The organism is Streptomyces sp. NPDC088810 (genome assembly GCF_044750305.1).
Lineage (GTDB): Bacteria > Actinomycetota > Actinomycetes > Streptomycetales > Streptomycetaceae > Streptomyces.
The window spans coordinates 64,891-83,626 of record NZ_JBIVJQ010000017.1; the positions used below are offsets into that span (position 1 = coordinate 64,891).

The 18,736-nt window shown below is 69.5% G+C and carries 21 protein-coding genes and 1 pseudogene; 7 read left to right on the plus strand and 15 right to left on the minus strand.

Annotated elements, in window-relative coordinates; translation table 11 throughout:
- The first annotated feature begins 108 nt into the window (after nucleotides 1–108).
- A complete protein-coding gene (locus ACIP4Y_RS36295; protein WP_401400792.1) occupies nucleotides 109–1,308 on the plus strand; it encodes a helix-turn-helix domain-containing protein in 1,200 nt (399 codons plus the stop codon).
- 229 nt (nucleotides 1,309–1,537) lie between these two features.
- Nucleotides 1,538–2,197 carry a TetR/AcrR family transcriptional regulator gene (locus ACIP4Y_RS36300; protein ID WP_401400794.1) on the plus strand — a complete coding sequence of 220 codons (660 nt, stop codon included), beginning with the start codon at nucleotides 1,538–1,540 and terminating at the stop codon, nucleotides 2,195–2,197.
- A gap of 283 nt (nucleotides 2,198–2,480) precedes the next feature.
- Here ACIP4Y_RS36300 and ACIP4Y_RS36305 read toward each other — a convergent pair whose 3' ends face one another.
- From ACIP4Y_RS36305 to ACIP4Y_RS36335, 7 genes are all read right to left on the minus strand, one after another.
- A complete protein-coding gene (locus ACIP4Y_RS36305; RefSeq protein ID WP_401400797.1) occupies nucleotides 2,481–3,263 on the minus strand; it encodes an SDR family oxidoreductase in 783 nt (260 codons plus the stop codon).
- A gap of 1 nt (nucleotide 3,264) precedes the next feature.
- Nucleotides 3,265–4,494 (minus strand): acyl-CoA dehydrogenase family protein, encoded by a 1,230-nt coding sequence (locus tag ACIP4Y_RS36310; protein WP_401400800.1) that lies wholly within the window; start codon nucleotides 4,492–4,494, stop codon nucleotides 3,265–3,267.
- 46 nt (nucleotides 4,495–4,540) lie between these two features.
- Nucleotides 4,541–5,359, minus strand: coding sequence for an SDR family oxidoreductase (locus ACIP4Y_RS36315; protein WP_401400803.1), 819 nt, complete (start codon nucleotides 5,357–5,359; stop codon nucleotides 4,541–4,543).
- Nucleotides 5,360–5,501: 142 nt separating this feature from the next.
- Complete coding sequence (locus ACIP4Y_RS36320) at nucleotides 5,502–6,194, minus strand: TetR/AcrR family transcriptional regulator (protein ID WP_401400805.1); 693 nt, start codon at nucleotides 6,192–6,194, stop codon at nucleotides 5,502–5,504.
- 85 nt (nucleotides 6,195–6,279) lie between these two features.
- The gene (locus ACIP4Y_RS36325; RefSeq protein WP_401401032.1) at nucleotides 6,280–7,707 is read right to left on the minus strand and encodes an AMP-binding protein; all 1,428 of its coding nucleotides are present in this window, start codon (nucleotides 7,705–7,707) and stop codon (nucleotides 6,280–6,282) included.
- Nucleotides 7,708–7,942: 235 nt separating this feature from the next.
- The gene (locus ACIP4Y_RS36330) at nucleotides 7,943–8,569 is read right to left on the minus strand and encodes an HAD family hydrolase (protein ID WP_401400808.1); all 627 of its coding nucleotides are present in this window, start codon (nucleotides 8,567–8,569) and stop codon (nucleotides 7,943–7,945) included.
- Nucleotides 8,569–9,768 (minus strand): acetyl-CoA C-acyltransferase, encoded by a 1,200-nt coding sequence (locus ACIP4Y_RS36335; protein ID WP_401400811.1) that lies wholly within the window; start codon nucleotides 9,766–9,768, stop codon nucleotides 8,569–8,571. The genes ACIP4Y_RS36330 and ACIP4Y_RS36335 overlap by 1 nt, the downstream gene beginning before the upstream one ends.
- Nucleotides 9,769–10,118: 350 nt before the next feature.
- Between ACIP4Y_RS36335 and ACIP4Y_RS36340 the strand changes: the two genes are divergently transcribed.
- Complete coding sequence (locus ACIP4Y_RS36340; RefSeq protein WP_401400814.1) at nucleotides 10,119–10,322, plus strand: hypothetical protein; 204 nt, start codon at nucleotides 10,119–10,121, stop codon at nucleotides 10,320–10,322.
- A 534-nt stretch (nucleotides 10,323–10,856) separates the two neighbouring features.
- Here ACIP4Y_RS36340 and ACIP4Y_RS36345 read toward each other — a convergent pair.
- From ACIP4Y_RS36345 to ACIP4Y_RS36355, 3 genes are read right to left on the minus strand one after another with little or no spacing between them, the layout of a single operon-like run.
- Nucleotides 10,857–11,627, minus strand: coding sequence for an SDR family NAD(P)-dependent oxidoreductase (locus ACIP4Y_RS36345; protein ID WP_401400817.1), 771 nt, complete (start codon nucleotides 11,625–11,627; stop codon nucleotides 10,857–10,859).
- A 51-nt stretch (nucleotides 11,628–11,678) separates the two neighbouring features.
- Nucleotides 11,679–12,143: an SgcJ/EcaC family oxidoreductase gene (locus tag ACIP4Y_RS36350; protein WP_401400820.1), complete on the minus strand. Its 465-nt coding sequence runs from the start codon at nucleotides 12,141–12,143 to the stop codon at nucleotides 11,679–11,681.
- The gene (locus ACIP4Y_RS36355; RefSeq protein WP_401400823.1) at nucleotides 12,143–12,814 is read right to left on the minus strand and encodes an SgcJ/EcaC family oxidoreductase; all 672 of its coding nucleotides are present in this window, start codon (nucleotides 12,812–12,814) and stop codon (nucleotides 12,143–12,145) included. Before ACIP4Y_RS36355 ends, ACIP4Y_RS36350 begins: the two co-directional genes overlap by 1 nt.
- Before the next feature lie 78 nt (nucleotides 12,815–12,892).
- Here ACIP4Y_RS36355 and ACIP4Y_RS36360 point away from each other — a divergent pair, with 78 nt between their 5' ends.
- Together ACIP4Y_RS36360 and ACIP4Y_RS36365 are read left to right on the plus strand one after the other, a co-directional pair.
- Complete coding sequence (locus tag ACIP4Y_RS36360) at nucleotides 12,893–13,372, plus strand: MarR family winged helix-turn-helix transcriptional regulator (protein WP_401400826.1); 480 nt, start codon at nucleotides 12,893–12,895, stop codon at nucleotides 13,370–13,372.
- Between the two features lie 287 nt (nucleotides 13,373–13,659).
- A pseudogene (locus tag ACIP4Y_RS36365) lies at nucleotides 13,660–13,804 on the plus strand (NUDIX hydrolase); the annotation flags it as partial.
- Between the two features lie 747 nt (nucleotides 13,805–14,551).
- On the opposite strand, the gene ACIP4Y_RS36370 reads toward ACIP4Y_RS36365, so the two are convergent.
- Nucleotides 14,552–15,535 carry an SMP-30/gluconolactonase/LRE family protein gene (locus ACIP4Y_RS36370; RefSeq protein ID WP_401400829.1) on the minus strand — a complete coding sequence of 328 codons (984 nt, stop codon included), beginning with the start codon at nucleotides 15,533–15,535 and terminating at the stop codon, nucleotides 14,552–14,554.
- A 120-nt stretch (nucleotides 15,536–15,655) separates the two neighbouring features.
- Here ACIP4Y_RS36370 and ACIP4Y_RS36375 point away from each other — a divergent pair, with 120 nt between their 5' ends.
- Together ACIP4Y_RS36375 and ACIP4Y_RS36380 are read left to right on the plus strand one after the other, a co-directional pair.
- Nucleotides 15,656–16,096 (plus strand): MarR family transcriptional regulator, encoded by a 441-nt coding sequence (locus ACIP4Y_RS36375; RefSeq protein ID WP_358645592.1) that lies wholly within the window; start codon nucleotides 15,656–15,658, stop codon nucleotides 16,094–16,096.
- Nucleotides 16,097–16,132: 36 nt separating this feature from the next.
- Complete coding sequence (locus ACIP4Y_RS36380; RefSeq protein ID WP_401400832.1) at nucleotides 16,133–16,441, plus strand: hypothetical protein; 309 nt, start codon at nucleotides 16,133–16,135, stop codon at nucleotides 16,439–16,441.
- 140 nt (nucleotides 16,442–16,581) lie between these two features.
- On the opposite strand, the gene ACIP4Y_RS36385 is transcribed toward ACIP4Y_RS36380, so the two are convergent.
- The 4 genes from ACIP4Y_RS36385 to ACIP4Y_RS36400 form a co-directional block, all read right to left on the minus strand.
- Complete coding sequence (locus tag ACIP4Y_RS36385) at nucleotides 16,582–17,343, minus strand: hypothetical protein (RefSeq protein WP_401400834.1); 762 nt, start codon at nucleotides 17,341–17,343, stop codon at nucleotides 16,582–16,584.
- A 195-nt stretch (nucleotides 17,344–17,538) separates the two neighbouring features.
- Entirely contained in the window at nucleotides 17,539–17,865 is a 327-nt protein-coding gene (locus tag ACIP4Y_RS36390; protein ID WP_358645584.1) for an STAS domain-containing protein, read from the minus strand.
- A 226-nt stretch (nucleotides 17,866–18,091) separates the two neighbouring features.
- The gene (locus ACIP4Y_RS36395; protein WP_401400838.1) at nucleotides 18,092–18,316 is read right to left on the minus strand and encodes a hypothetical protein; all 225 of its coding nucleotides are present in this window, start codon (nucleotides 18,314–18,316) and stop codon (nucleotides 18,092–18,094) included.
- Nucleotides 18,235–18,621 (minus strand): hypothetical protein, encoded by a 387-nt coding sequence (locus ACIP4Y_RS36400; RefSeq protein ID WP_401401053.1) that lies wholly within the window; start codon nucleotides 18,619–18,621, stop codon nucleotides 18,235–18,237. Before ACIP4Y_RS36400 ends, ACIP4Y_RS36395 begins: the two co-directional genes overlap by 82 nt.
- Nucleotides 18,622–18,736: the final 115 nt, after the last annotated feature.

Sequence of the window (18,736 nt, forward strand, 5' to 3'; positions counted from 1 at the left end):
GCGGAGACCGCCCGAGACGCATGACCGTGATCCGTTTTCCGCCCTCCCGGCCCGCCCCGTTAGGGTCGACCCTGAACAGCACCATCACGCTGCACCAACGGGACGGGCATGCACACAGGGACGGATGCGGGTCGTGCGGCAGAAAAGGAGTCGACGAGCGGGGAGCGGGCCGGGCAGGAGACCTCGCCGGCCCAACTGGCCGACGTCCTCAGGCAGCGTCTGGACCAGCTGTCGGACAACGCCACGGCCGCGGTGCTGGAGCAGCTGCCCAGCTTCCGGGACCGCGGGCCGCACTGGGCCGACCTGACGGCCACCGTACGGCAGTTCCTGCACGCCGGAATCGACGCGGTGGCGCAGTCCCGCACGTCCACCACCGCCTCGGAGGTGGAGTTCGCCCGGGCCTACGGTGCCCGCCGCGCCCTGCAAGGCATCCCGTCCGAGGAGCTCACGCTCAGCTTCTACGTCGCCCTGCGCGCAATCTGGATCAGCGTGCCCTGGGCCACCACCCAGGGCGACGACGTCCTCGGCGCGCTGGTGGGCGCCATGGAGCGCTCCATGCTGTGGCTGCAGAACGTCGTCGCCCTCGTGAGCGCCGGTCACCAGGAGGCGCTCGCCGGCACCTGGCTCGATGGGGCCCTGGCCGGACAGCAGTTGCTCACCGCCCTGGACGACACGAGCACACCCGAAGCCGATGTGCGGGCCGTACTGGAGCGCCTCGGCATGGACCCCGAGGGCACTTTCCAGGCATGGGTCGCCCCCTGCCCCGACGACGGCACGGCAGCCCGGCTGCTGCGCGCTCACCTCGCTCAGCAGCCTGGCCGCTGCGCCGTCGTCCACACCGGTGACCACCTGGTCCTGGTCGGCCAGGACACCCAGGCATCCACGGTCGAGACCGCCCTGGCACAAGCCGGCGCGGCCAGCGTGGGCGTGGGCCTGCCCAGAGCCGAGGTGGCAGGAGCACGCCGGAGCCTGGCCGACGCCCGCGCCGCCCTGCGCACCGCACGCCGCCGGGCCGGCGTCCACCGTTACGCCGATGTCTGGCTGGTGACCCTGGCCGAGGAGCCCTCAACCGGCACCCAACCGCTGTTCGAGGACGCGCTGGCCACGGCCCGCGCACACCCCCACCTAGCCGACGCCGTCCGTGCCTTCGCCGACCACGGCTTCTCCGTCGCCGCGGCAGCCCGCGCGCTGCACCTGCACCCCAACACGCTCACGTACCGGCTGGACCGCTGGTGCGACCTGACCGGCCTCGACTGCCGCGACTACATGGGGCTGGTCACCTCCCGAACAGCCGTCGCACTCCTGTGAGCCGCATCCGCGCCGCCTTGACAGCCCCCAGACGACTTCCTACGATGACCGAACAAAACGATCCGTTTCGACTCGTTTGAGTGAGTGCCCACTCACCGGTGAGTTCGGTCGGCACCCCGCACCACCACAGCCTGCCGCCTCACCTGCGTCGACGCTCCCGCGCACGCGGAAATGCCGGGCCACCCACCCACATTGAACACGATCCGAATCGTTCCGACAGGAGAGGCGAATGGGGACCAAGCGAACCTTGCACAACGTCCTGGACGCAAGCGGCCCTCACCGCCGGGACCTGGAGGCGAGGAGGCGCATCCTCGCCGCCACCCTCGAGCAGCTGGAAGAGCGCGGGTACGCCCGCATGACCATCGAACAGGTGGCCGTCAGCGCCAAGGTGGGCAAAGCCACGCTCTACCGCTCATGGCCCAACAAGGCCGCTCTCGTCCTCGACGCCGTGCGCAGCCGGCTCAAGGAGGTCCCCACCGAAGAAACCGGGAACACACGCGACGAACTGCTGAGCGTCGCCAAACAGGCCCTCGCCAGCTTCTTCGGATCCCCGCAGGTCCAGGCCGTGCTGCCCGCACTGGTCGCCGACACAGCACAAAACCCCGAACTGCGCCAGCAGTTGCGCGAAGAAGTGATCGAACCACGCCGCGCCAGATCCCGCACCGTCATGGAACGCGCCATGAACCGAGGCGACCTCCCGCAAAACACCGACATCTCACTCGCACTGGAGATGTGGGCCGGCGCGATGATGTTCCGCAGCGTCTTCTACGGCGACGCCTACGACGACGCAACCCTCGCCCGCATGGTCGACGCCACGCTTGCCTCCCCGCCCCGCCTCCACCCAGACGACACGGACCCGGACGCCGAAACCACTCCCGGCAGCCCCTGACCGCCCCGTTCCCGGCCGACCCCATCCTCGCAGAGCACACCACCCCCCACCACTGGGGAAACCCAGGAATGCCGGCCACCGGATCCGTGGAATCCACAAGCAGAACCCGCAGCCCCGCCGGCACCCCGAACCCACCACAGCCGACACACCCGCGACCGCGACACACCCCAGGTTGGACTGGCCGAACCCGATCCGGTCGCAGGTCAGCGGTCCGGCGAAGTCGACGCCGAGGGTCCTGAACCAGCGGTTCACCGCCCCGGCGTCGATTCCGACGGTGTCCGCACTAGACACCGATGCCGACTCCTTGCCTGAACGGGAGCGCGTCACCGAGCAGTTGCCCGCCGTCGATCACCATGGTCTCGCCGGTGATCCAACTCGCGGCGTCCGAGACGAGGAAGGCGACCGCCGAGGCGATGTCGGCCGGCTCCCCTATGCGCCCGAGCGCCATCGAAGCGGAGACAGCCTCCTCGTGCTCCTTCCACAGAGCCTCGGCCAGCTTGGTGCGCACCACACCCGGTGCCACCGCGTTGACACGGACCTTCGGCGAGAGTTCCAGGGCGAGTTGCCTGGTGAGATGGATCAGAGCGGCCTTCGACGCGTTGTACAACCCGATGTTGGCCTCGCTGGCCAGGCCGCCGACCGACGCCGTGTTGACGACCGCACCGCCGTGCTCGCCCATCCAGGCCCGGGTGGCCAGACCCGTCCACAGGACGGGAGCCCACAGGTTGACGTCGAAGGTTTTGGCGAACCGACCGTGGTCCTGGTCGATGACCGGACCGAAGGCCGGGTTGGTTCCCGCGTTGTTGACGAGGATGTCCAGGCTTCCGAAGCGCTCGAGCGTCAGATCCACACAGCGCCGGGCCGCCTCTTCGTCGACCGCGTGCGCACCCACGCCGACCGCTGTGCCTCCGGCCTGGGCCGCGGCTGCGTCCGCCGCCTCCTGGGAGCGGGAAGTGAGGACGACGTTCGCGCCGGCGGCGGCGAGGGCCTGGGCGATCGCCAGCCCGATACCGCGCGAGGCGCCGGTGACGACGGCGGTGCGACCGGTGAGATCGAGTCCCGCCATCTCAGCTCACCGCCGTCGTGGCCGTGTCGCGGTACTGCCGCAGCTCCTGCTTGGCGATGGCTCGCTTGTGGACCTCGTCGGGACCGTCCGCTATCCGCAGCGTCCGCAGGTACGCGTACATCATGGCCAGCGGGAAGTCGTCGGTAACGCCCGCTGCTCCATGCACCTGGATCGCCCGGTCGATGATCTTCAGCGCGATGTTCGGGGCCGCCACCTTGATGGCGGCGATCTCGGTGCGCGCTTCCTTGTTCCCGACGGTGTCCATCAGGTAAGCGGCCTTGAGCGTGAGCAGGCGGATCATCTCGATGTCGATCCGCGCTTCCGCGATCCAGTCCTGGATGTTGGAGCGTTCCGCGATCGGAGTGCCGAAGGTCACCCGTGACTGCGCGCGGCGGCACATCAGCTCCAGCGCCCGCTCGGCCGCGCCGATCGCCCGCATGCAGTGGTGGATACGACCGGGGCCGAGCCGGGCCTGGCTGATCGCGAAGCCCTCGCCCTCGCCCTTGAGGACGTCCTTGGCCGGCACCCGTACGTCGTGGAAGTCGATCTCGGCGTGCCCCTCCCGGTCCTGGTAGCCGAACACCGGCAGGCCGCGCATCACCGTGATCCCGGGGGCGTCGATGGGGACGACCATCATGGACTGCTGCCGGTGCGGTGCGGCGGTGGGGTCCGTCTTCCCCATGACGATGAGCACCTTGCAGTTGCGGTGCAGGGCGTTGGACGCGAACCACTTGCGGCCGTTGAGCACGTACTCGTCACCGTCGCGCTCCATCCGCAGCTCGATGTTGGTGGCGTCGGAGCTGGCGACACGCGGCTCGGTCATCGCGAAGGCCGAGGCCATCGTTCCGTCGAGGAGGGGCTTGAGGTACTTCTCCTTGTGCTCGTCGCTGCCGAAGAGGGTGAGCACCTCCATGTTGCCGGTGTCGGGAGCGTTGCAGTTGCACGCTTCGGAGGCGATGTGGCTGCGCCCCATGATCTCCGCCAGCGGCGCGTACTCCAGGTTGGTCAGCCCCGGCCCCCACTCGGGGTGCGGGTGGAAGAGGTTCCACAGTCCGCGCCGGCGCGCCTCCGCCTTGAGTTCCTCGATGACCGGCGGGTGGAAGTGCGGGTCGCCCGACGCGAGCATCTGCTCGTGGTAGACCGCCTCGGCGGGGTAGATGTGCGTATCCATGAACTCCAGCAGATCCGCCTGGTACTTCTTGGCGCGGTCCGACATCTCAAACAAGGACATCCGAACTCCTGAGGGGTAGAGGGAAAATGGGGCTTGGCTGGCGGGTTCACGGCTGCGCCCGCAGGGAGCTCTGGTAGCGGCGCATCCCGCGCAGCCACCGGTCGTAGTCCGAGCCCTTCTGCCGGTACATCTGAAGAACGTCTTCGTGCGGCAGGATCAGGAAGCGCTCGTCCTCGAGCGCGGCCAGGACGGCGTCGGCGACTTCGGCCGGCTCCAGGACGTCACCCGCGGACGTGACGGCCCGCGTCGCCGCTCTTCCCAGCGCGTCCCCGGAGTCCTCTCCGGAGGACAGCATCCGGGTGTTCACGCCCATCGGGCACAGGCAGCTGACCCGGACCCCGCGGTCGCCGTAGGTGACACTCAGCCATTCGGCGAAGGCTACGGCCGCGTGCTTGGTGACGGCGTACGTGGCGGAGCCGATCTGGGTGAGCAGCCCGGCCGCCGAGGCGGTGCCGACGAAGTAGCCCTCGCCGGGTTCGAGCCACCCCGGCACCAGCAGCCTCGCCGCACGGATGTGGGCGCGAAGGTTGACGTCGATCGAGAGATCCCAGTCCTGCTCGCTCGCCTCGAGGCCGGGGGCCCCGGCGATGCCCGCGTTCGCGAAGTAGAGGTCGACCGGACCGAAAGTGTTCTCGGCCAGGGCGATCAACTGCTCGATCTGGGCGGTGTCCGACGCATCGGCGCCGGCGCTGAGGGTGCTTCCCGGATGGTCGGCGTTGGCTCTCTCCGACACCGCCCGCGCGGTTTCGGCATCGAGGTCCGAGACGACGACTCGGGCACCCGCGCGAGCGAGCCGCGCGACCAGCTCGCCGCCGATGCCGCCACCACCGCCGGTGACGACGGCGACTCGTTCTGCAACGTTCACGGCGGACCCTCTCCGTTGACAGCCTGCGATACCCCCGATCTGTATAATTGAATCTGACGTCAAGTTCAACGCCTGCCCGCATGGTGCCGCAAGAAAAATGCCGCCCATCCCCGCGGGGATGGGCGGCTGTCAGGCAGGCGGATCAGTGGTGGCCGGGGAACCGCAGGGCGTTCGCCCAGAGCCGGGTCACCGTGGACACGAGTTCCTCGAAGTCCACCGGCGTACCTTCTTCCTGCCCCTCGCTGAGCACGAAGGCGTTGTAGGCCATGACGCTGACCATCCCCGACAGAGCACGGGACGCCATCATCGGATCGACCTCACGGTCCGCTACACCCCGTACCTGCAGTTCGGCGATGCCCCGGGCATTGCGGCGGATGAACGCCTCCCCGCGACGCCTTCGGAACTCACGGAACTCCGGCTCCACTTGGGCGACCTGCTCCAGCAGCGCCATCAGCTTCGCGTTCCGCTTGTACGCCGCGAGATACGCCCGGTTGCTCGCCTCGAGCACGGCATAGGGATCGTCGGTACCCTCCACCCGGCCCATGCCGGGGTGCATCATGTCCTCCTGCGCCTCCAGCAGGACGGCGGCAAGCACCTCTTCCTTGTTGGCGAAGTAGGTGTAGAAGGATCCGGCCGCGCAGTTCGCCTCCTTGGTGATGTCGGTCAGGCGCGTGTCGAGGTAGCCGTCCCGTTCGAACACCTTCCGCGCGGCCTTCACCAGAGCGGCCCGCGTCCGCGCCCCGCGCTGTGTCGTGGGCGGCTCGCGCAGCTGCGAGAAGGGCGCCACCGGCGGTGCCTGCTCGCTGTCGGTCTCCTCTGGCGCAGTGGTGTCCATCCGCGGGATTTTACTTGAATCCGACGCCATAGTCACAAATTCAAAAGGGGCAGGCGGGCTCGGTTGACGTCCCGGTCTCCGAGGTTCAGCGGCGGGCGGCAGCGTCGCCGAGCGCACTGCCGCGGTTGAAAGCGCTGCGGTCGATGGACCGCTTGAGGATCTTCCCTGTCGGGCCCTTGGGCAGCGCGTCCACGAACCGGATGATGCGTGGGATCTTGTAGGCGGACAGCCGCTCCCGTGCCCAGCCCGACACCTCGGCGGCACCGAGTTCCGAACCGGGCCGGGTCGCGATGAGCGCGGCGACCTCCTCGCCGTAGTGGTCGTCGGGAACGCCGATCACGGCTGCCTCCACGACGTCGGGATGCTCGTAGAGAACCTCCTCGACCTCACCGGGGTAGACGTTGCAGCCGCCGCGGATGATCAAGTCCTTGATACGGTCGACGATGCGCAGGTCCCCGTCCGTGTCCTTTTCGCCTAGGTCGCCGGTCCTGAACCAGCCGTCGGGTGAGATCGCCGCGGCGGTGTCCGCGGGGCGGTTCCAGTAGCCGCGCATCACCGTGGGCCCCTTGATGTGGACCTCGCCGACACCACCCGGCGGGCACTCCTTGCCGTCGGCGTCGCGCACCCGGACCTGAAGCCCCGGGACCGCCCTGCCGGTATAGCCGGTCTTGCCGCCGCGGTCGATGTCGTTGAAGGTGCCGAACGCGGTGGTCTCGGTGAGCCCGTATCCTTCGAGAATCGTGCAGCCGAATCGGGCCTCGAAGGCCCGCGCGATCTCCCCGGGCAGCGAGGCGCCGCCGGAGACGGCGACGCGGAGCTGGGCGAAGTCCGCCGGGTTCGCGTCGTCCGCCGCGTGCAGCATCGCGTTCCACATGGTCGGCACGCCGGCCATGACGGTGAGCCGGTCGCGGCGCAGCATCTCCAGCATCGACGCGGGGTCGAACCGGGCCAGCAACGACATCGAGCCGCCCGCGGTCAGGGCCGCCATCAGGACCGACGCCTGGCCGAAGACGTGGAACAGCGGGAGTCCGGTGCCCATACGGTCGGCGCTCGAGGCGCGGCTGCACTGGGCGCCGATCTCCCCGGCGGACAACAGGTTGCCGACCGTGAGCTGGGCCCCCTTCGGCCGTCCGGTGGTGCCGGAGGTGTACAGGATGGCGGCGGTCTCGTCACGGTCCCGGTCGATGACGTCGGCAGGGGTTGCTCCGGTGGCCGACGCGCCCGGGGACAGCGTCCAGAAGGGCACCTCGAGCGCCGCGGCCGCCTCGGCGACGGCGGGGCCGAGGGCGTGCCATGCGATCGCCAACGAGCACCCGGCGTCGCCGAGAACGTACTCGACCTCGGCCCGGGTGGCCATCGTGTTGACCGGCACCACGACACAGCCCGCGGCCTGGATTCCGAGGTAGGCCACCACGAACGCGGGCACCGACGGCGCCGCGAGCAGCACCCGGTCCCCGGGGGACAGGCCCGCGGCGGCCAGGGCGCCGGCGTACCGGAGGCTCGCGTCACGCAGCTGAAGGTAGGTTCACTGATCGCCGGCGCCGCGCAGGGCGATGTTGTCGGGAGTGGCGGCCGCGTGGCGGCGCACAGGATCGAAAACGCTGTTCATGGGTGGTGCCTTCCGGGGGTGTGAGCAGATGTCGGTGCGGGTCTCGCCCTCGCCGTTCGGTTGGGTTGGCCCGGCCTCCCCGGCAAGCCTTCAGCCGGGGGCCGGATGACGCACCCGGCTGCGCCGATCCGCCGAGCGGTCAGGTGGTGATGCCGAAACGTTCGGCGAGTTGGCGGCGGGTGTCGGCCGCACCGGTGTGCAGCACGCCCCCGATTCCGATCCGCGCCGCCCCGTCGAGGTTCTGTTGCAGGTCGTCGATCATGACCGCCTCCTCGGGGTCGACGCCGAGGCGTTCGCATGCGATCGCGTAGATCCGGCGGGAGGGCTTGCGGATCCCTACCTCGGAGGAGATGACGACCACATCGGCGACAGCGGCGAGGTCGACGCCGTCATAGGTGCCGGTGCCGAACGAATTGGACACCAGCGCGACGGGACGACCGGCGGCTCGAAGATCACCGAGCAGCGCCACCATGTCCTGGTCGATCGACATCCCCGCTTGCATCCGGGCAGTGAGGCCCTCGGCCGGCACGTCGGCGCCGTGGACGCGGAGACGCTCGGCGAATCCTCGCTCGAAGGCCTCGGCGTCGATACGGCCGCACTCGTGGTCGGCCAGGAGGGTACGTGACTGCTGGTCGCGGGCGAGGAGGTCCAGCGGCAGGCGGGGATCGCCGCCGAGCGAGGCGCCGAAGTCGGTGAAAGCCTGCAACACGCTGGAGGTGATGACCCCGCCGAAGTCCACCAGGACCGCGGTTCGGTCCTTCCCCATCACGCGACCTCGAACAGCCCGGCAGCGCCCATTCCGCCGCCGACACACATCGAGATCACCACATACCGGACGCCTCGGCGCTTGCCCTCGATGAGGGCGTGCCCCACCAGGCGGGCACCGGTCATTCCGTACGGATGGCCGACCGAGATCGCGCCGCCGTTGACGTTGAAGCGCTCAGGGTCGATGTGCAGCTCGTCCCGGCTGTACAGCGCCTGGGAGGCGAACGCCTCGTTGAGTTCCCACAGGCCGATGTCGTCGATGGTGAGGTTGTGCTGCTTCAGCAGTTTCGGAATGGCGAACACCGGACCGATGCCCATCTCCTCCGGCCCGCAGCCGGCCACGGTCATGCCCCGGTAGACGCCCAGCGGTTCCAGTCCGCGGCGCTCCGCCTCCCCCGCCTCCATCAGCACCGACGCCGAAGCCCCGTCCGACAGCTGCGAGGAGTTGCCCGCCGTCACCCTGGAGTGCGCGCTCACCTGACCGTCGGGCAGCACCGGCGCCAGCCCGGCCAGGCCTTCGAGCGTCGTCGACGCGCGATTACCCTCGTCCCGGGTCAGAGTGACCTCCTCGTGCCGCACCTCCCCGGACTGCTTGTCGAGCACCTTCTTGACGCTGCCGAGCGCGACGATCTCCTGGTCGAACCGGCCGGCCTCCTGCGCCGCCGCGGTGCGCTGCTGCGACACCAGCGCGAACTCGTCCTGGCGCTCCCGGCTCACGCCGTAGCGTTCGGCGACGATCTCCGCCGTCTGCAGCATCGGCAGGTAGATGCTCGGCTTGTGCTCGACCAGCCAGGGATCCGTCATGCGGTGGGTGTTCATGTGGTCGTTCTGCACCAGGGAGATCGACTCGACACCGCCGCCGACCGCGACCTGCATGCCGTCCGCGACGATCTGCTTGGCGGCCGTGGCAATGGCCATCAGGCCCGACGAGCACTGGCGGTCGATCGTCATCCCCGACACGGCGTCCGGAAGTCCCGCGCGGAGAGCTGCCTGGCGCGCGATGTTGAAGCCGGAGGAACCCTGCTGCACGGCGCAGCCGAACACGACGTCCTCGACCTCGCCGCCCTCCAGCCCCGCGCGCTGGACCGCGTGCCGAAGGGCATGAGCGGCGAGTTCCTGCGCCTGGGTGTCGTTGAACGCGCCGCGGTAGGCCTTTCCGATCGGCGTCCGTGCCGTCGAAACGATGACTGCTTCCCTCATGTCGCCTCACTGCTTCCTGTTGGTCCGGTTCGTCCGGGAGCTCCGGGGCCGAAATGCCGAGCTCCGCGAGCGGGGCTCGATGCGAGGAGGCGGTGCCGAACGCCAACTGCGGCGGCTGCGAGCGCGCATGACTGCTCCCCCCTGACCGATGACAGCGAACCGGCCTCCGGGTCGGTTATAGTTGAACTCGGCGTCATGTTCAACCATGACCGTGAGCCGCTCGGCCATGACAGCCCGCCCCCTGCCTAAGGAGTTCGGAGCGCGTCGTCCGCCGGGTCCTATACAGCTCCGGGCGATCGAGGAAGCGGTTCCTGGCTCGGTGGCAGCCCCGGATACGGGCGGGTCCGCGGGTGCGGTGGATCACCCAGTACCTGCCGGGAGAGGTAGCCCGGGAGCTGTTCGCCGCTCGGGATGCCGGTGCGGGCGGGCAGCAGCAGACGGTGATCCTGGCACCCGCGCTGGGACACGCCTGTTTTCGCGAATGGGGCCGCCGCGCCCATGGTCCGCACATCGTCTTCAGCGGCGTCGAGTTCGCGGACTTCTCGATCGGATGAGCCTGCTCCTTCGAGCAAAACGAGTCAGGGTGTTCAGCGTCGCGAGGGCATGACGCGACTGGCCGGCATCGGTTCGTACCTCCGACGACTCCGGGCGCGCCACACACACCGCCGTGCCGCGGCTGTATGCGGAGACGGTCGCCGAAGACCGCCGGCTGCGGCTGGGCGGGTGCGAGATCTACCGCTTCGGCGGCTGGTAGCTCTCCCAGCCACACGCCGGACAGCTGGTGCAGGGCTTCTTCACCGAGTTGCTCGAGCGGCACCGGAAGCCGGCCTTGTGTTTGACAGCGTTGCGGGCAGCGCCGGACGCCAAACGGCCGCCCCCCGGCGGCGGGTGGCCGTGGCCGGGGCTCCCGGGTGGTGCGGTCGGACTCCAGGGGCTCCGGCCGGCCTGGGAGGCCCGAGGTCGGCGCGACGCAGCGGGTCGCTCGGCCCCGCAGAGGGCCATATCGACAAGGCGAGGTCAGCCGCAAGCCGGTTCGGCATCGCACCTCGAGGGACCGCGGATCGTGCGCGGCCTGCCTTCGCCGTCGGTCAGCCGTGGTCGAGGGCGGTGAGCAGAATCCGGCGGGGCAGCGCGCGGGCCGCGACGGCGAAGAGCTTGTTGCTGGTGCCGTGGACGACGGTGGGCCGGTTGCGGCGGTGCAGGGCCTGCAGTGCCGCACCGACGGCCTGCTGCGGTGTCTGGATCAGCAGGGCGGGGACGTCAGGGTGCGGCTGGGATTCGGTGGCGGTCGTTCCAGGACAGAGGCTCAGCACATGGACGCCGGATTTCTTGTGCTCGGCCCACAACGCCTCCGAGAAGGACGTCACGAACGCCTTGGTGGCGCTGTAGGCCCCCAGCTCCGGGGTCGGCGCGTAGGCGAGGGTCGAGGACACGTTCAGCAGGGTGTCCCCGGGGCGGGCGCGTGCCAGGAAGGCATGGGCGAGAGTGACCAGGGCATCGCAGTTCAGCCTCATCATCTCCAGGGTCCGCTCCAGCGGAACGGTGGCGAACCTGCCGGTCACCGCGATGCCGGCGTTGTTGACCAGCAGGTGGACCCGCTCCCGGGTGAACAGGTCGGCGACCTGCTGCCGGCCGACCGCGGTCGTCAGGTCCGCTGTGACGTACCCGTGGCCCGGGCCGACCTCGTCGGTCAGGGCCCGCAGCCTGTCCTCGTGGCGGGCCACGGCGATCACCCGGTAGCCGGTCGCGGCCAGCCTGCGGGCGAACTCGCGGCCGATCCCGGCACTCGCTCCGGTCACCACCGCGGTCCGGTGCGGTTGCGGCGACCGGTCCATCGGGTACGGCACATGATCGGTCATGGTGGCGGTTCTCCTTGAGCCGGCGCCTGTGGGTGGAACCCACGGCGGGTGTCAATGCGAGGCGGGGCGGGTGGCGGGCTGGAGCCGGAACGAGACCGCCTCCATCAGACGTCTACGCTGGGTCTTCTGGACGGCGGCGATCCGCCACCGGCCGTCGGTCTCGCGGACGACCGTGTAGGTGGCGAGCTTGCCCAGGCGCTTCGGTCTGCTCGTGCCGACATCGCCGCGGGTGAGGACGACGGCGGTGTCGGGGCCGTAGAAGCGGACACCGATGATCTCGACGGTCAGCTCGGTGCCCTTGAGGAACCCGTCGAAGAGGGCCTGATGGGCGCGGCCGATCTCCTGTCCGCCGTGGTAGACGGTACCGACGAAGGTCACGTCGGTCGCGTCGTCGGTGAAACAGCGGCCGTAGGCGTTTCCGTCGCCCCGTTTCCATGCCGCGCGGCTCTCCTCCAGGAGGGCGCGGATCGCGGTGACGTCGGCTCGGCGGGCGGGGTCGGTTTCGGCGCCGGTCATCACTTCTCCGCCTTCGGCTTGGTGGACGGGTCCCACAGGAACGAGATGCGCTCCATGACGGACTGGCGCTTCGTGTTGTGGAAGGCGGCGATGCGCCAGGTGCGGTCGCTTTCGCGGACCAGTGTGTAGGTCTGGATCTTGGACGGTTCACTCGACTTCTTGACAGTGCCCGTGTAGGTGTCGCCGCGGCTGGTGACGATCGCCGTGTCGGGGCCGTAGAAGCGGATGCCGAGGAAGAAGTCGGCGAGGCGGGTGTCCTTGAGGAAGCCGTCGAACAGGGCGCGGTGGGCGTCGGTGATGTCGTCGCGTCCCTGGTAATGGGTGCCGACGTAGGTGGTGTAGGTGGCGTCCGGGGTGAAGTGCTCGCCGTAGGCGGTGGCGTCGCCTCGGTCCCAGGCATCGGTCAGTGAGCGCAGGGTGTCGCAGACCGCCCGGTGGTCTCGGGCCGTCGGTGCGCCGGCGGTGGTGCGGGTGACGGCCGGGTGCACCGCGGTGCAGTCGCTCTCGCCGAGGTTGTGGACGTCGGAGGTCGCGTCCAGCCAAAGATATCCGCCTCCGACGGCGACGGTCAGGGTCAGCGCGCTGGCGACCAGGACGCGTCTGACGGTCCGGCGACGGGGCGGACTGGCGGAGCCGGCCGGCTCGGGCGGCGTGATGGTGGCCGTGCTCATAGGGGTCCCCCTCATGATAACTTCAAGAGAGAAGTTTCTGCGTTGCAGATTTATCTTCTTCGAAGAAGAGATTAGGGAGTGGAGGAGTACGTGTCAACGCCGTCCATGCGATCCGACGCGAGCCAGATCTACCGTCGGTACCTGAGTGCCGTGATGCTGCACGGCCACGCAAGCGCCCGAGCGTGCGGCCTCGGGGCCTCCGACCTGTATGCGTTGAACATCCTGCAGCTGTCCGGGGCGATGTCCCCAGGCGAACTGGCCGAGCGAACAGGTCTGACGACCGGGCCGACCACGCGCCTGATCGACAGGCTGGAGCAGTCGGGCTACGTGCGCCGCGTCCCGGATACCGCAGACCGGCGCAAGGTCATCGTCGAGCCGGTCGGCAAGCCTGCCGACCTCGACAACGTCATGGCCCCCGCACGGCGGAAGATCGGCGCGATCCTCGGCGACTGCACGCCGGAGCAACTCGACGCCCTCTTCGACTACTTCACCCGGGCCACCCAGGCCTACCGCGAGGCCGCCGAAGAACTGCGCAGCGACGACGGCTCGGGACACTGACTGGAATCTCAGACCGTGTCCGGCCCAGGCGAGTAGAGCGTCACCCTCGTCGCCCAGGCCGAAAGGTGCGGGCTGACGCGCCACGGGCGGTGGGATGCGCGCGGACGGCCACGGTCCGGCAGATGGCTCAGGTGATCACGGCAGAGGATGCGGAGCCGGGGCGTCCGGACTGGAGGCACGCCTCCGGCCGGGCGAAGACCAGGCAGCGGAACCCGTCGGCCGTCTACTCGTACAGCGCCGGCCGCCGTCCCGGGGCGGGCGGGCCAGCGTCGGCTTGACGGGCGGCGATCGCCGAGTCGGTCTGGACTCCGATTCCCGATGTCTCGCCTGCGCCGGTCATCGCTGGTCGACATCGGCCTCACCCTGGCTCAGCCCCTTCCGGCAACCGGCCACGTCACTGCCGTCCCGGTCGGCGGCCTGCTCCAGCACTGAGCCGCCCAACAACTACCGAACTGGCTGCCCGGCACGCGGCGCCATTCGATCCGCCGAGAAAGAGGGTGCCCGGCTCGCCAGCCTCACCGGTGACGACCACTACGCCCAGCTGCGCCGCTGGCGCGAGACCTACGAAGCGGTACAGGCGGCCATCACCGCTCGCGCCGTGTCCACCCGAACCAGCCGGTACGAGCCGTAGCAGGCCGTGAAGAAGGTCGTGCGGCGCCCCTGGAAGGACGCGGCGGCCGCATAGGCCGAGAACCGGCGCCGCACCCTCCACTACTCGGACCAGACAGCCAGCACGACGGCGGCCTTCCTCATGTGCCAGGGTGCCGCTGGAACCTGGCATGCCGCCGTACTCGCCGACCCACCGCCGGAACTTGTCCCGGGTGTGTCTCCTCACGACCCCACCCGCCGTGCTGCACCGGCCGACCATCGGCAGCGCGCAGCAGGTGGTACCGGCCGAGCCCCGTCATGCGAGTCGGATCGCTCGGGACCGGCCCGGCTGCGCATGACGACCGCCGCGCGCCGATCTGCTGCGTCGTCGGCGCTTCATCGTGGTCGGCGAGGTGCTGGCGGATACGGCGCAGGATGTGTTCCTGGTGTGACTGAACGTCATAGTTGGCCCGTGTGTGCGCTCAGCGGCCGGCGCAGCTCACGACGCTTGGAGGCCGTTGGCCTCCGCAGCTCGCAGCCCGCAGCCCTTGCCTCCCGCGAGCTCGGCTCCGGCCTCGAACCTCAAGGCCGTCAGATCCCGCTCACCCACGCCACCGTGAACGGCGTCTCGGGCGTCCCCGGCCCCATCGGGCCGCCCTTGTCGAACTGCGAGCGGACGACCAGCAGCCGGCCATGACGGCGGGCGAGCGTGGTCGGGATCTGCAGCGCGGCATCGGTGACCCGCTGCTGCAGCCGCGCCGTGTCGGCGTTCGCGTCCAGGCGCCAGCGGCTGACGGTGTTGATGGTGTTGTGCGCGGCCCAGAGCGTGCCGTGCGCCAGCTCCAGCCCGTCGGCGTGCTGCAGGTCCCAGCCGTGCAGGGCGACTTGGCGCACGGCGCCGCTCGCCAGGTCGATCCGGTAGAGGCCGCCGCCGGTCATGTCGACCACGAGCAGGTAGCGCCCCGCCGGGTCGGCGACGATGCCGTTGAGCGTGTAGGCGTCCGGGGACCGGGGGTCCCGTACCGTGCTCAGGTCGTGGCCCACCCGAAGCGACGCCACTTTGCCGCGGGCCCGGGCCAGGTCGGCGGGTGTGACGGCGTAGACGACCGCGCGGGTGCTGTCGGTGAGGTACGCGGTGCCGTCGGGGGCGATTGCCAGGTCGTTGACGAAGCGGGGCTCGTCACCCGGCACCTGGAAGCGGGTGAGCAACGCGCGGTCGCGTACGTCGTAGACGTCGACGCCGCTGGTGGAGTCGATGATCCAGAGCCGGCCGGCCCGGTCGACCTTCAGCCCGTTGGCGGTGTGCCGGCCGTCGGCGCCCGCCGGAAGGAACACCTCCGCGGTACGGCGGCCCGGCGCGGCCCGGTAGACGGCACCGGTGGTGTACGAGCCGACGAACGCGTTGCCGGTGCGCGGGTCGAGACCGATGCCCTCGGGGTAGACGCGGTCGCCGGGGAGTGCGAATGCGGTGGTGATACGGGGCGCCGTGGCCGCTTGAGCGGTCGGTGCCGTGGCGGCGACGGCCAGGGCCCCGGCGGTGGTCAGGAACGTACGACGGTGGATCGAATGGGACACGACAGCCCTCTCGGTTCGGCTACTCACAATGACACGAACGTAGATTAGACCTCTAATCTTCGTCAATGCCCTAACCAGCGTGAGGAGGCTCATCCATGAGGTGCTCGCTACCATGCGTGGATGACGTCCATGCCCGTGTCCGAGCGTCTCGGCTCCCACATCAAGCGAGCCGAGCAGGCCCTCAATGCGACCAAGACCGCGGTACTGAAGCCGGCGGGCCTGACCGTCGCGCAGTACTCGGCGCTGATCCACCTCGCGGGCAACCCGGGTATCTCCGCCGCGGCCCTCGCCCGGCTGTGCGGCGTCACGCCACCGACCATGAACACGGTCCTGAACAACCTCCAAGGCCGTGCCCTGATCGAGCGCACCCCGCACGAGTGGCACCGCAATGTCCTCGAGACCCGTCTCACCGAGCAGGGACGCGCCGTGATGGCCGACGCTGACGCGCGGGCCGTCCGGGTGGAGCGGGCCCTGGCCGCCGAGTTCACGGACGAGGAGCGCGAGGCGCTGATCGGCCTGCTGGGACGCTGTGTGGCGCTGCTGGAGAAGGAACGACCCTGAGACCACGCGCCGCGCAGTCTTCTGCTCGGTCGGCTCATGCGAGGGGGGCGTCTGCGGCGGGTTCGCCCGTTCCACTCCGTTGTCCCGGAAGGCGGCGGCACGTCGGAGCTGGGTGCGGTCCTGCATCCGGCGGGACCGGAGCACCCCTGGTGGGGCCGGGAACTCTCGGCGGAGTGGGGGACGAAGGAGGCACTGGTCTTCCAGCCCGTGGTGCCCGACCTCGTTGCCGAACTCGATGCCGACACCGCACTCGACCTGGGCCGGCACCGGCATCCGGTGTACTTCCTGCGAGCCTGGCCCGATCTCTCCCCCGCCGCCGTCCCCCGCTGGTCGCCTGGCGGGTGACCGGCCCGCCCTCGGTGTTTCGGGCCCGCCGTCGCGGTGTGCCGGGGCGTGGGCTAGCGGAACGCCTTCATGTAGCCGTGGACGTCATCGGTGACCTAGGAGCGCGTCAGCCGCCGGGTGGCCCACCTCGTAGTCCCAGTTCAGGTAGGCCTTTTGGGCGGAGCTGGTGCCGTCGGTGCCCAGCTGAGCTGTCGCAGGTCGCCCTGCGAGGAGAAGACGGCGCCCTGCAGATAGCCGGTCGTGCCCTTGGCGGTGAGCTGTTGTCCGGTGGCGTTGTAGGTGTACGAGACGGTCTCGGCGGACAATCCCGCCACTGCGGGCTGGGCCGTGTGAGAGACGGTGCCAACCAGGCGATAACCGGGGCTGAAGGACAGGGTTTTGGGCACACCGGCCTGCACCAGCGGTTCACTGTCGGGCAGGACCAGCTGGCTGCCGGTGACCTGGTACATCGCGTCGCAGGCGGTGACCTTGGTCGTGTACGCCCTGCCGGTCAGGCCGCCGTCGTAGCGCACGGCGGTGTCCTGCTGTCCCTTGGCGAGCTGGTCGAAGGTCGAGGCCGCCAGTTTGTCGGCATCCGTCTTTGAGGTCTGCCACAGGCCGGTCTTCCGGTCGAGCACGTCGTACTCGAAGATCAGCTTGCGGTTTTCGGAGTCGGTGGTCGTCTCCAGCCGGTCCAAGACGTCGTACGTGAGGTCGGTGTCGCCCCGGTCGGGGTCGACCACCTTGGTCTGGCGGCCGAACAGGTGGTGGACGTAAGACCACTTGGCCTGGTCCGGGCCAGTGAGCGTCTCCTGCTTGCCGTCGAGCGTGTACGAGTGGAAGGTGCTGGCGGCGGCTGTGCCCTGCGGGGTGGGGCCCGCGTACGCGGGCCGTTCCACCACTTGGCCGCGGGCGTCCGTCACCTCGGCGACCGCCTGTCCGCCCGCGGGGCGTTGGCGGTGGTGGTGTCGCCACTGTACGTCGTCTGCGTGGACCAACGGGTGACGCCGTGAACAGCCGCCCCGAAACAAAATCCCGTTCGAATCCTGAGCTAGACAAAAGCCGAGCTCACGACTGAAAACAAGCACTCACCCCGGCCCTCACGGCCGTTCCTGGCCTCACGCTGCCTTGCTGACAGCAGCGGTGGTCAGAAGCTCGTAGGTCTCCGTCAGGCGCAGCACGTACTCAACCCGGGGCTGAAGCCCCGTGACCACAATCTGGCCCCCTTCGGCGATAAGACGCTCACGCAGCTGCAGCATGAAGTTCAGGCCGCTGGAGTCCATGAAGGTCACCCCGGACAGATCCATCTGCAGTGTTTTGCCGCCGAGCGGGATGGCAAGGGTGGCCCGCCGGAGTGCCGGGCAGGTGGTGAGGTCTATCTCCCCGGCTGTGGTGATCACGGTTCGGTCAGCGTATTGCTGCGTGATGACGGTGAGGTCCTTCATGGTTCGCCTCGAATCCGAGGTCGAGCCCATCACACCCCTGACGAAGGGGTATCAAGCGCGCGACGTGGGGCCACGCACAGCCGAGCGAAACCACCCGAATCCCGCCCCGGCCATCGTGGTGACCTCAGGGAGGACGCAGGGTCTTTCACCAGACCAGGCTGGTTGTCCTTGCAGCGTCGCACAGACCGGGCCCCTACACCACCATGCACCCGAACTCCCCACTCGCTTACCGAATTAGGGCACCGACACGACTGCACACCGCCGAGAAGGTCCCAAGCTCGACGCCGAGAACATGAGAAACAGGCAATGAGGCCTGGCCTGCCGGCGTCGGTGCGATCAGAACTCCCAGCGCCAGGGCGATAACGACGGTCAGCTTCTCGCCGAAGCGGCTGCGGGCCTCCGTACGCCGCCGCAACCGCCACGCGACGATGACTGCCAGGAGCACCGCCACGCTTGATGGTCAGCAACCGTCCAGACCTCCCCCACCGACCGGTACAGCCGCCCGTCATGCATTGCGGAGCCGAAGTCGTGCACGGTGACGATGTGCGGGTGGGACAGGCCGCCAGCGACTGCGGCCTCGCGGGCACATCGGGCCGCCTGCGGGTCGTTGTCCACGCTGCCATCACCGGTGAGGACCTTGACCGCGACCAGCCGGCCGACCTTGGGATCGTGCGCCTTCCAGGTCTGCCCGAATCCGCCCGCACCGATCGGCTCGATCAACCGGTAGCGCCCGTCCAGCACGGTCCCTTCCTGCACGACTCCCCCTTCGCGGTACGCACCGGGACGCCCGGTGCACCAGGCGTGTACCGTCGCGCTACGCCGAAGGGACCTGCGAGGTCAGTGTCTATCGGCGGCCGCCGCCGCCAGGGTT

What these genes read in the sequence shown, in the direction of transcription:
- ACIP4Y_RS36355 (WP_401400823.1), bottom strand. Translation starts at nt 12,814, where the DNA reads ATGAGCACGGCCACCATCACGCCGCCCGAGCCGGCCGGCTCCGCCAGT.
- ACIP4Y_RS36380 (WP_401400832.1), top strand. Translation starts at nt 16,133, where the DNA reads ATGCGAGGGGGGCGTCTGCGGCGGGTTCGCCCGTTCCACTCCGTTGTC.
- ACIP4Y_RS36300 (WP_401400794.1), top strand. Translation starts at nt 1,538, where the DNA reads ATGGGGACCAAGCGAACCTTGCACAACGTCCTGGACGCAAGCGGCCCT.
- ACIP4Y_RS36295 (WP_401400792.1), top strand. Translation starts at nt 109, where the DNA reads ATGCACACAGGGACGGATGCGGGTCGTGCGGCAGAAAAGGAGTCGACG.
- ACIP4Y_RS36335 (WP_401400811.1), bottom strand. Translation starts at nt 9,768, where the DNA reads ATGAGGGAAGCAGTCATCGTTTCGACGGCACGGACGCCGATCGGAAAG.
- ACIP4Y_RS36320 (WP_401400805.1), bottom strand. Translation starts at nt 6,194, where the DNA reads ATGGACACCACTGCGCCAGAGGAGACCGACAGCGAGCAGGCACCGCCG.
- ACIP4Y_RS36345 (WP_401400817.1), bottom strand. Translation starts at nt 11,627, where the DNA reads ATGACCGATCATGTGCCGTACCCGATGGACCGGTCGCCGCAACCGCAC.
- ACIP4Y_RS36310 (WP_401400800.1), bottom strand. Translation starts at nt 4,494, where the DNA reads ATGTCCTTGTTTGAGATGTCGGACCGCGCCAAGAAGTACCAGGCGGAT.
- ACIP4Y_RS36390 (WP_358645584.1), bottom strand. Translation starts at nt 17,865, where the DNA reads ATGAAGGACCTCACCGTCATCACGCAGCAATACGCTGACCGAACCGTG.
- ACIP4Y_RS36305 (WP_401400797.1), bottom strand. Translation starts at nt 3,263, where the DNA reads ATGGCGGGACTCGATCTCACCGGTCGCACCGCCGTCGTCACCGGCGCC.
- ACIP4Y_RS36350 (WP_401400820.1), bottom strand. Translation starts at nt 12,143, where the DNA reads ATGACCGGCGCCGAAACCGACCCCGCCCGCCGAGCCGACGTCACCGCG.
- ACIP4Y_RS36330 (WP_401400808.1), bottom strand. Translation starts at nt 8,569, where the DNA reads ATGGGGAAGGACCGAACCGCGGTCCTGGTGGACTTCGGCGGGGTCATC.
- ACIP4Y_RS36375 (WP_358645592.1), top strand. Translation starts at nt 15,656, where the DNA reads ATGACGTCCATGCCCGTGTCCGAGCGTCTCGGCTCCCACATCAAGCGA.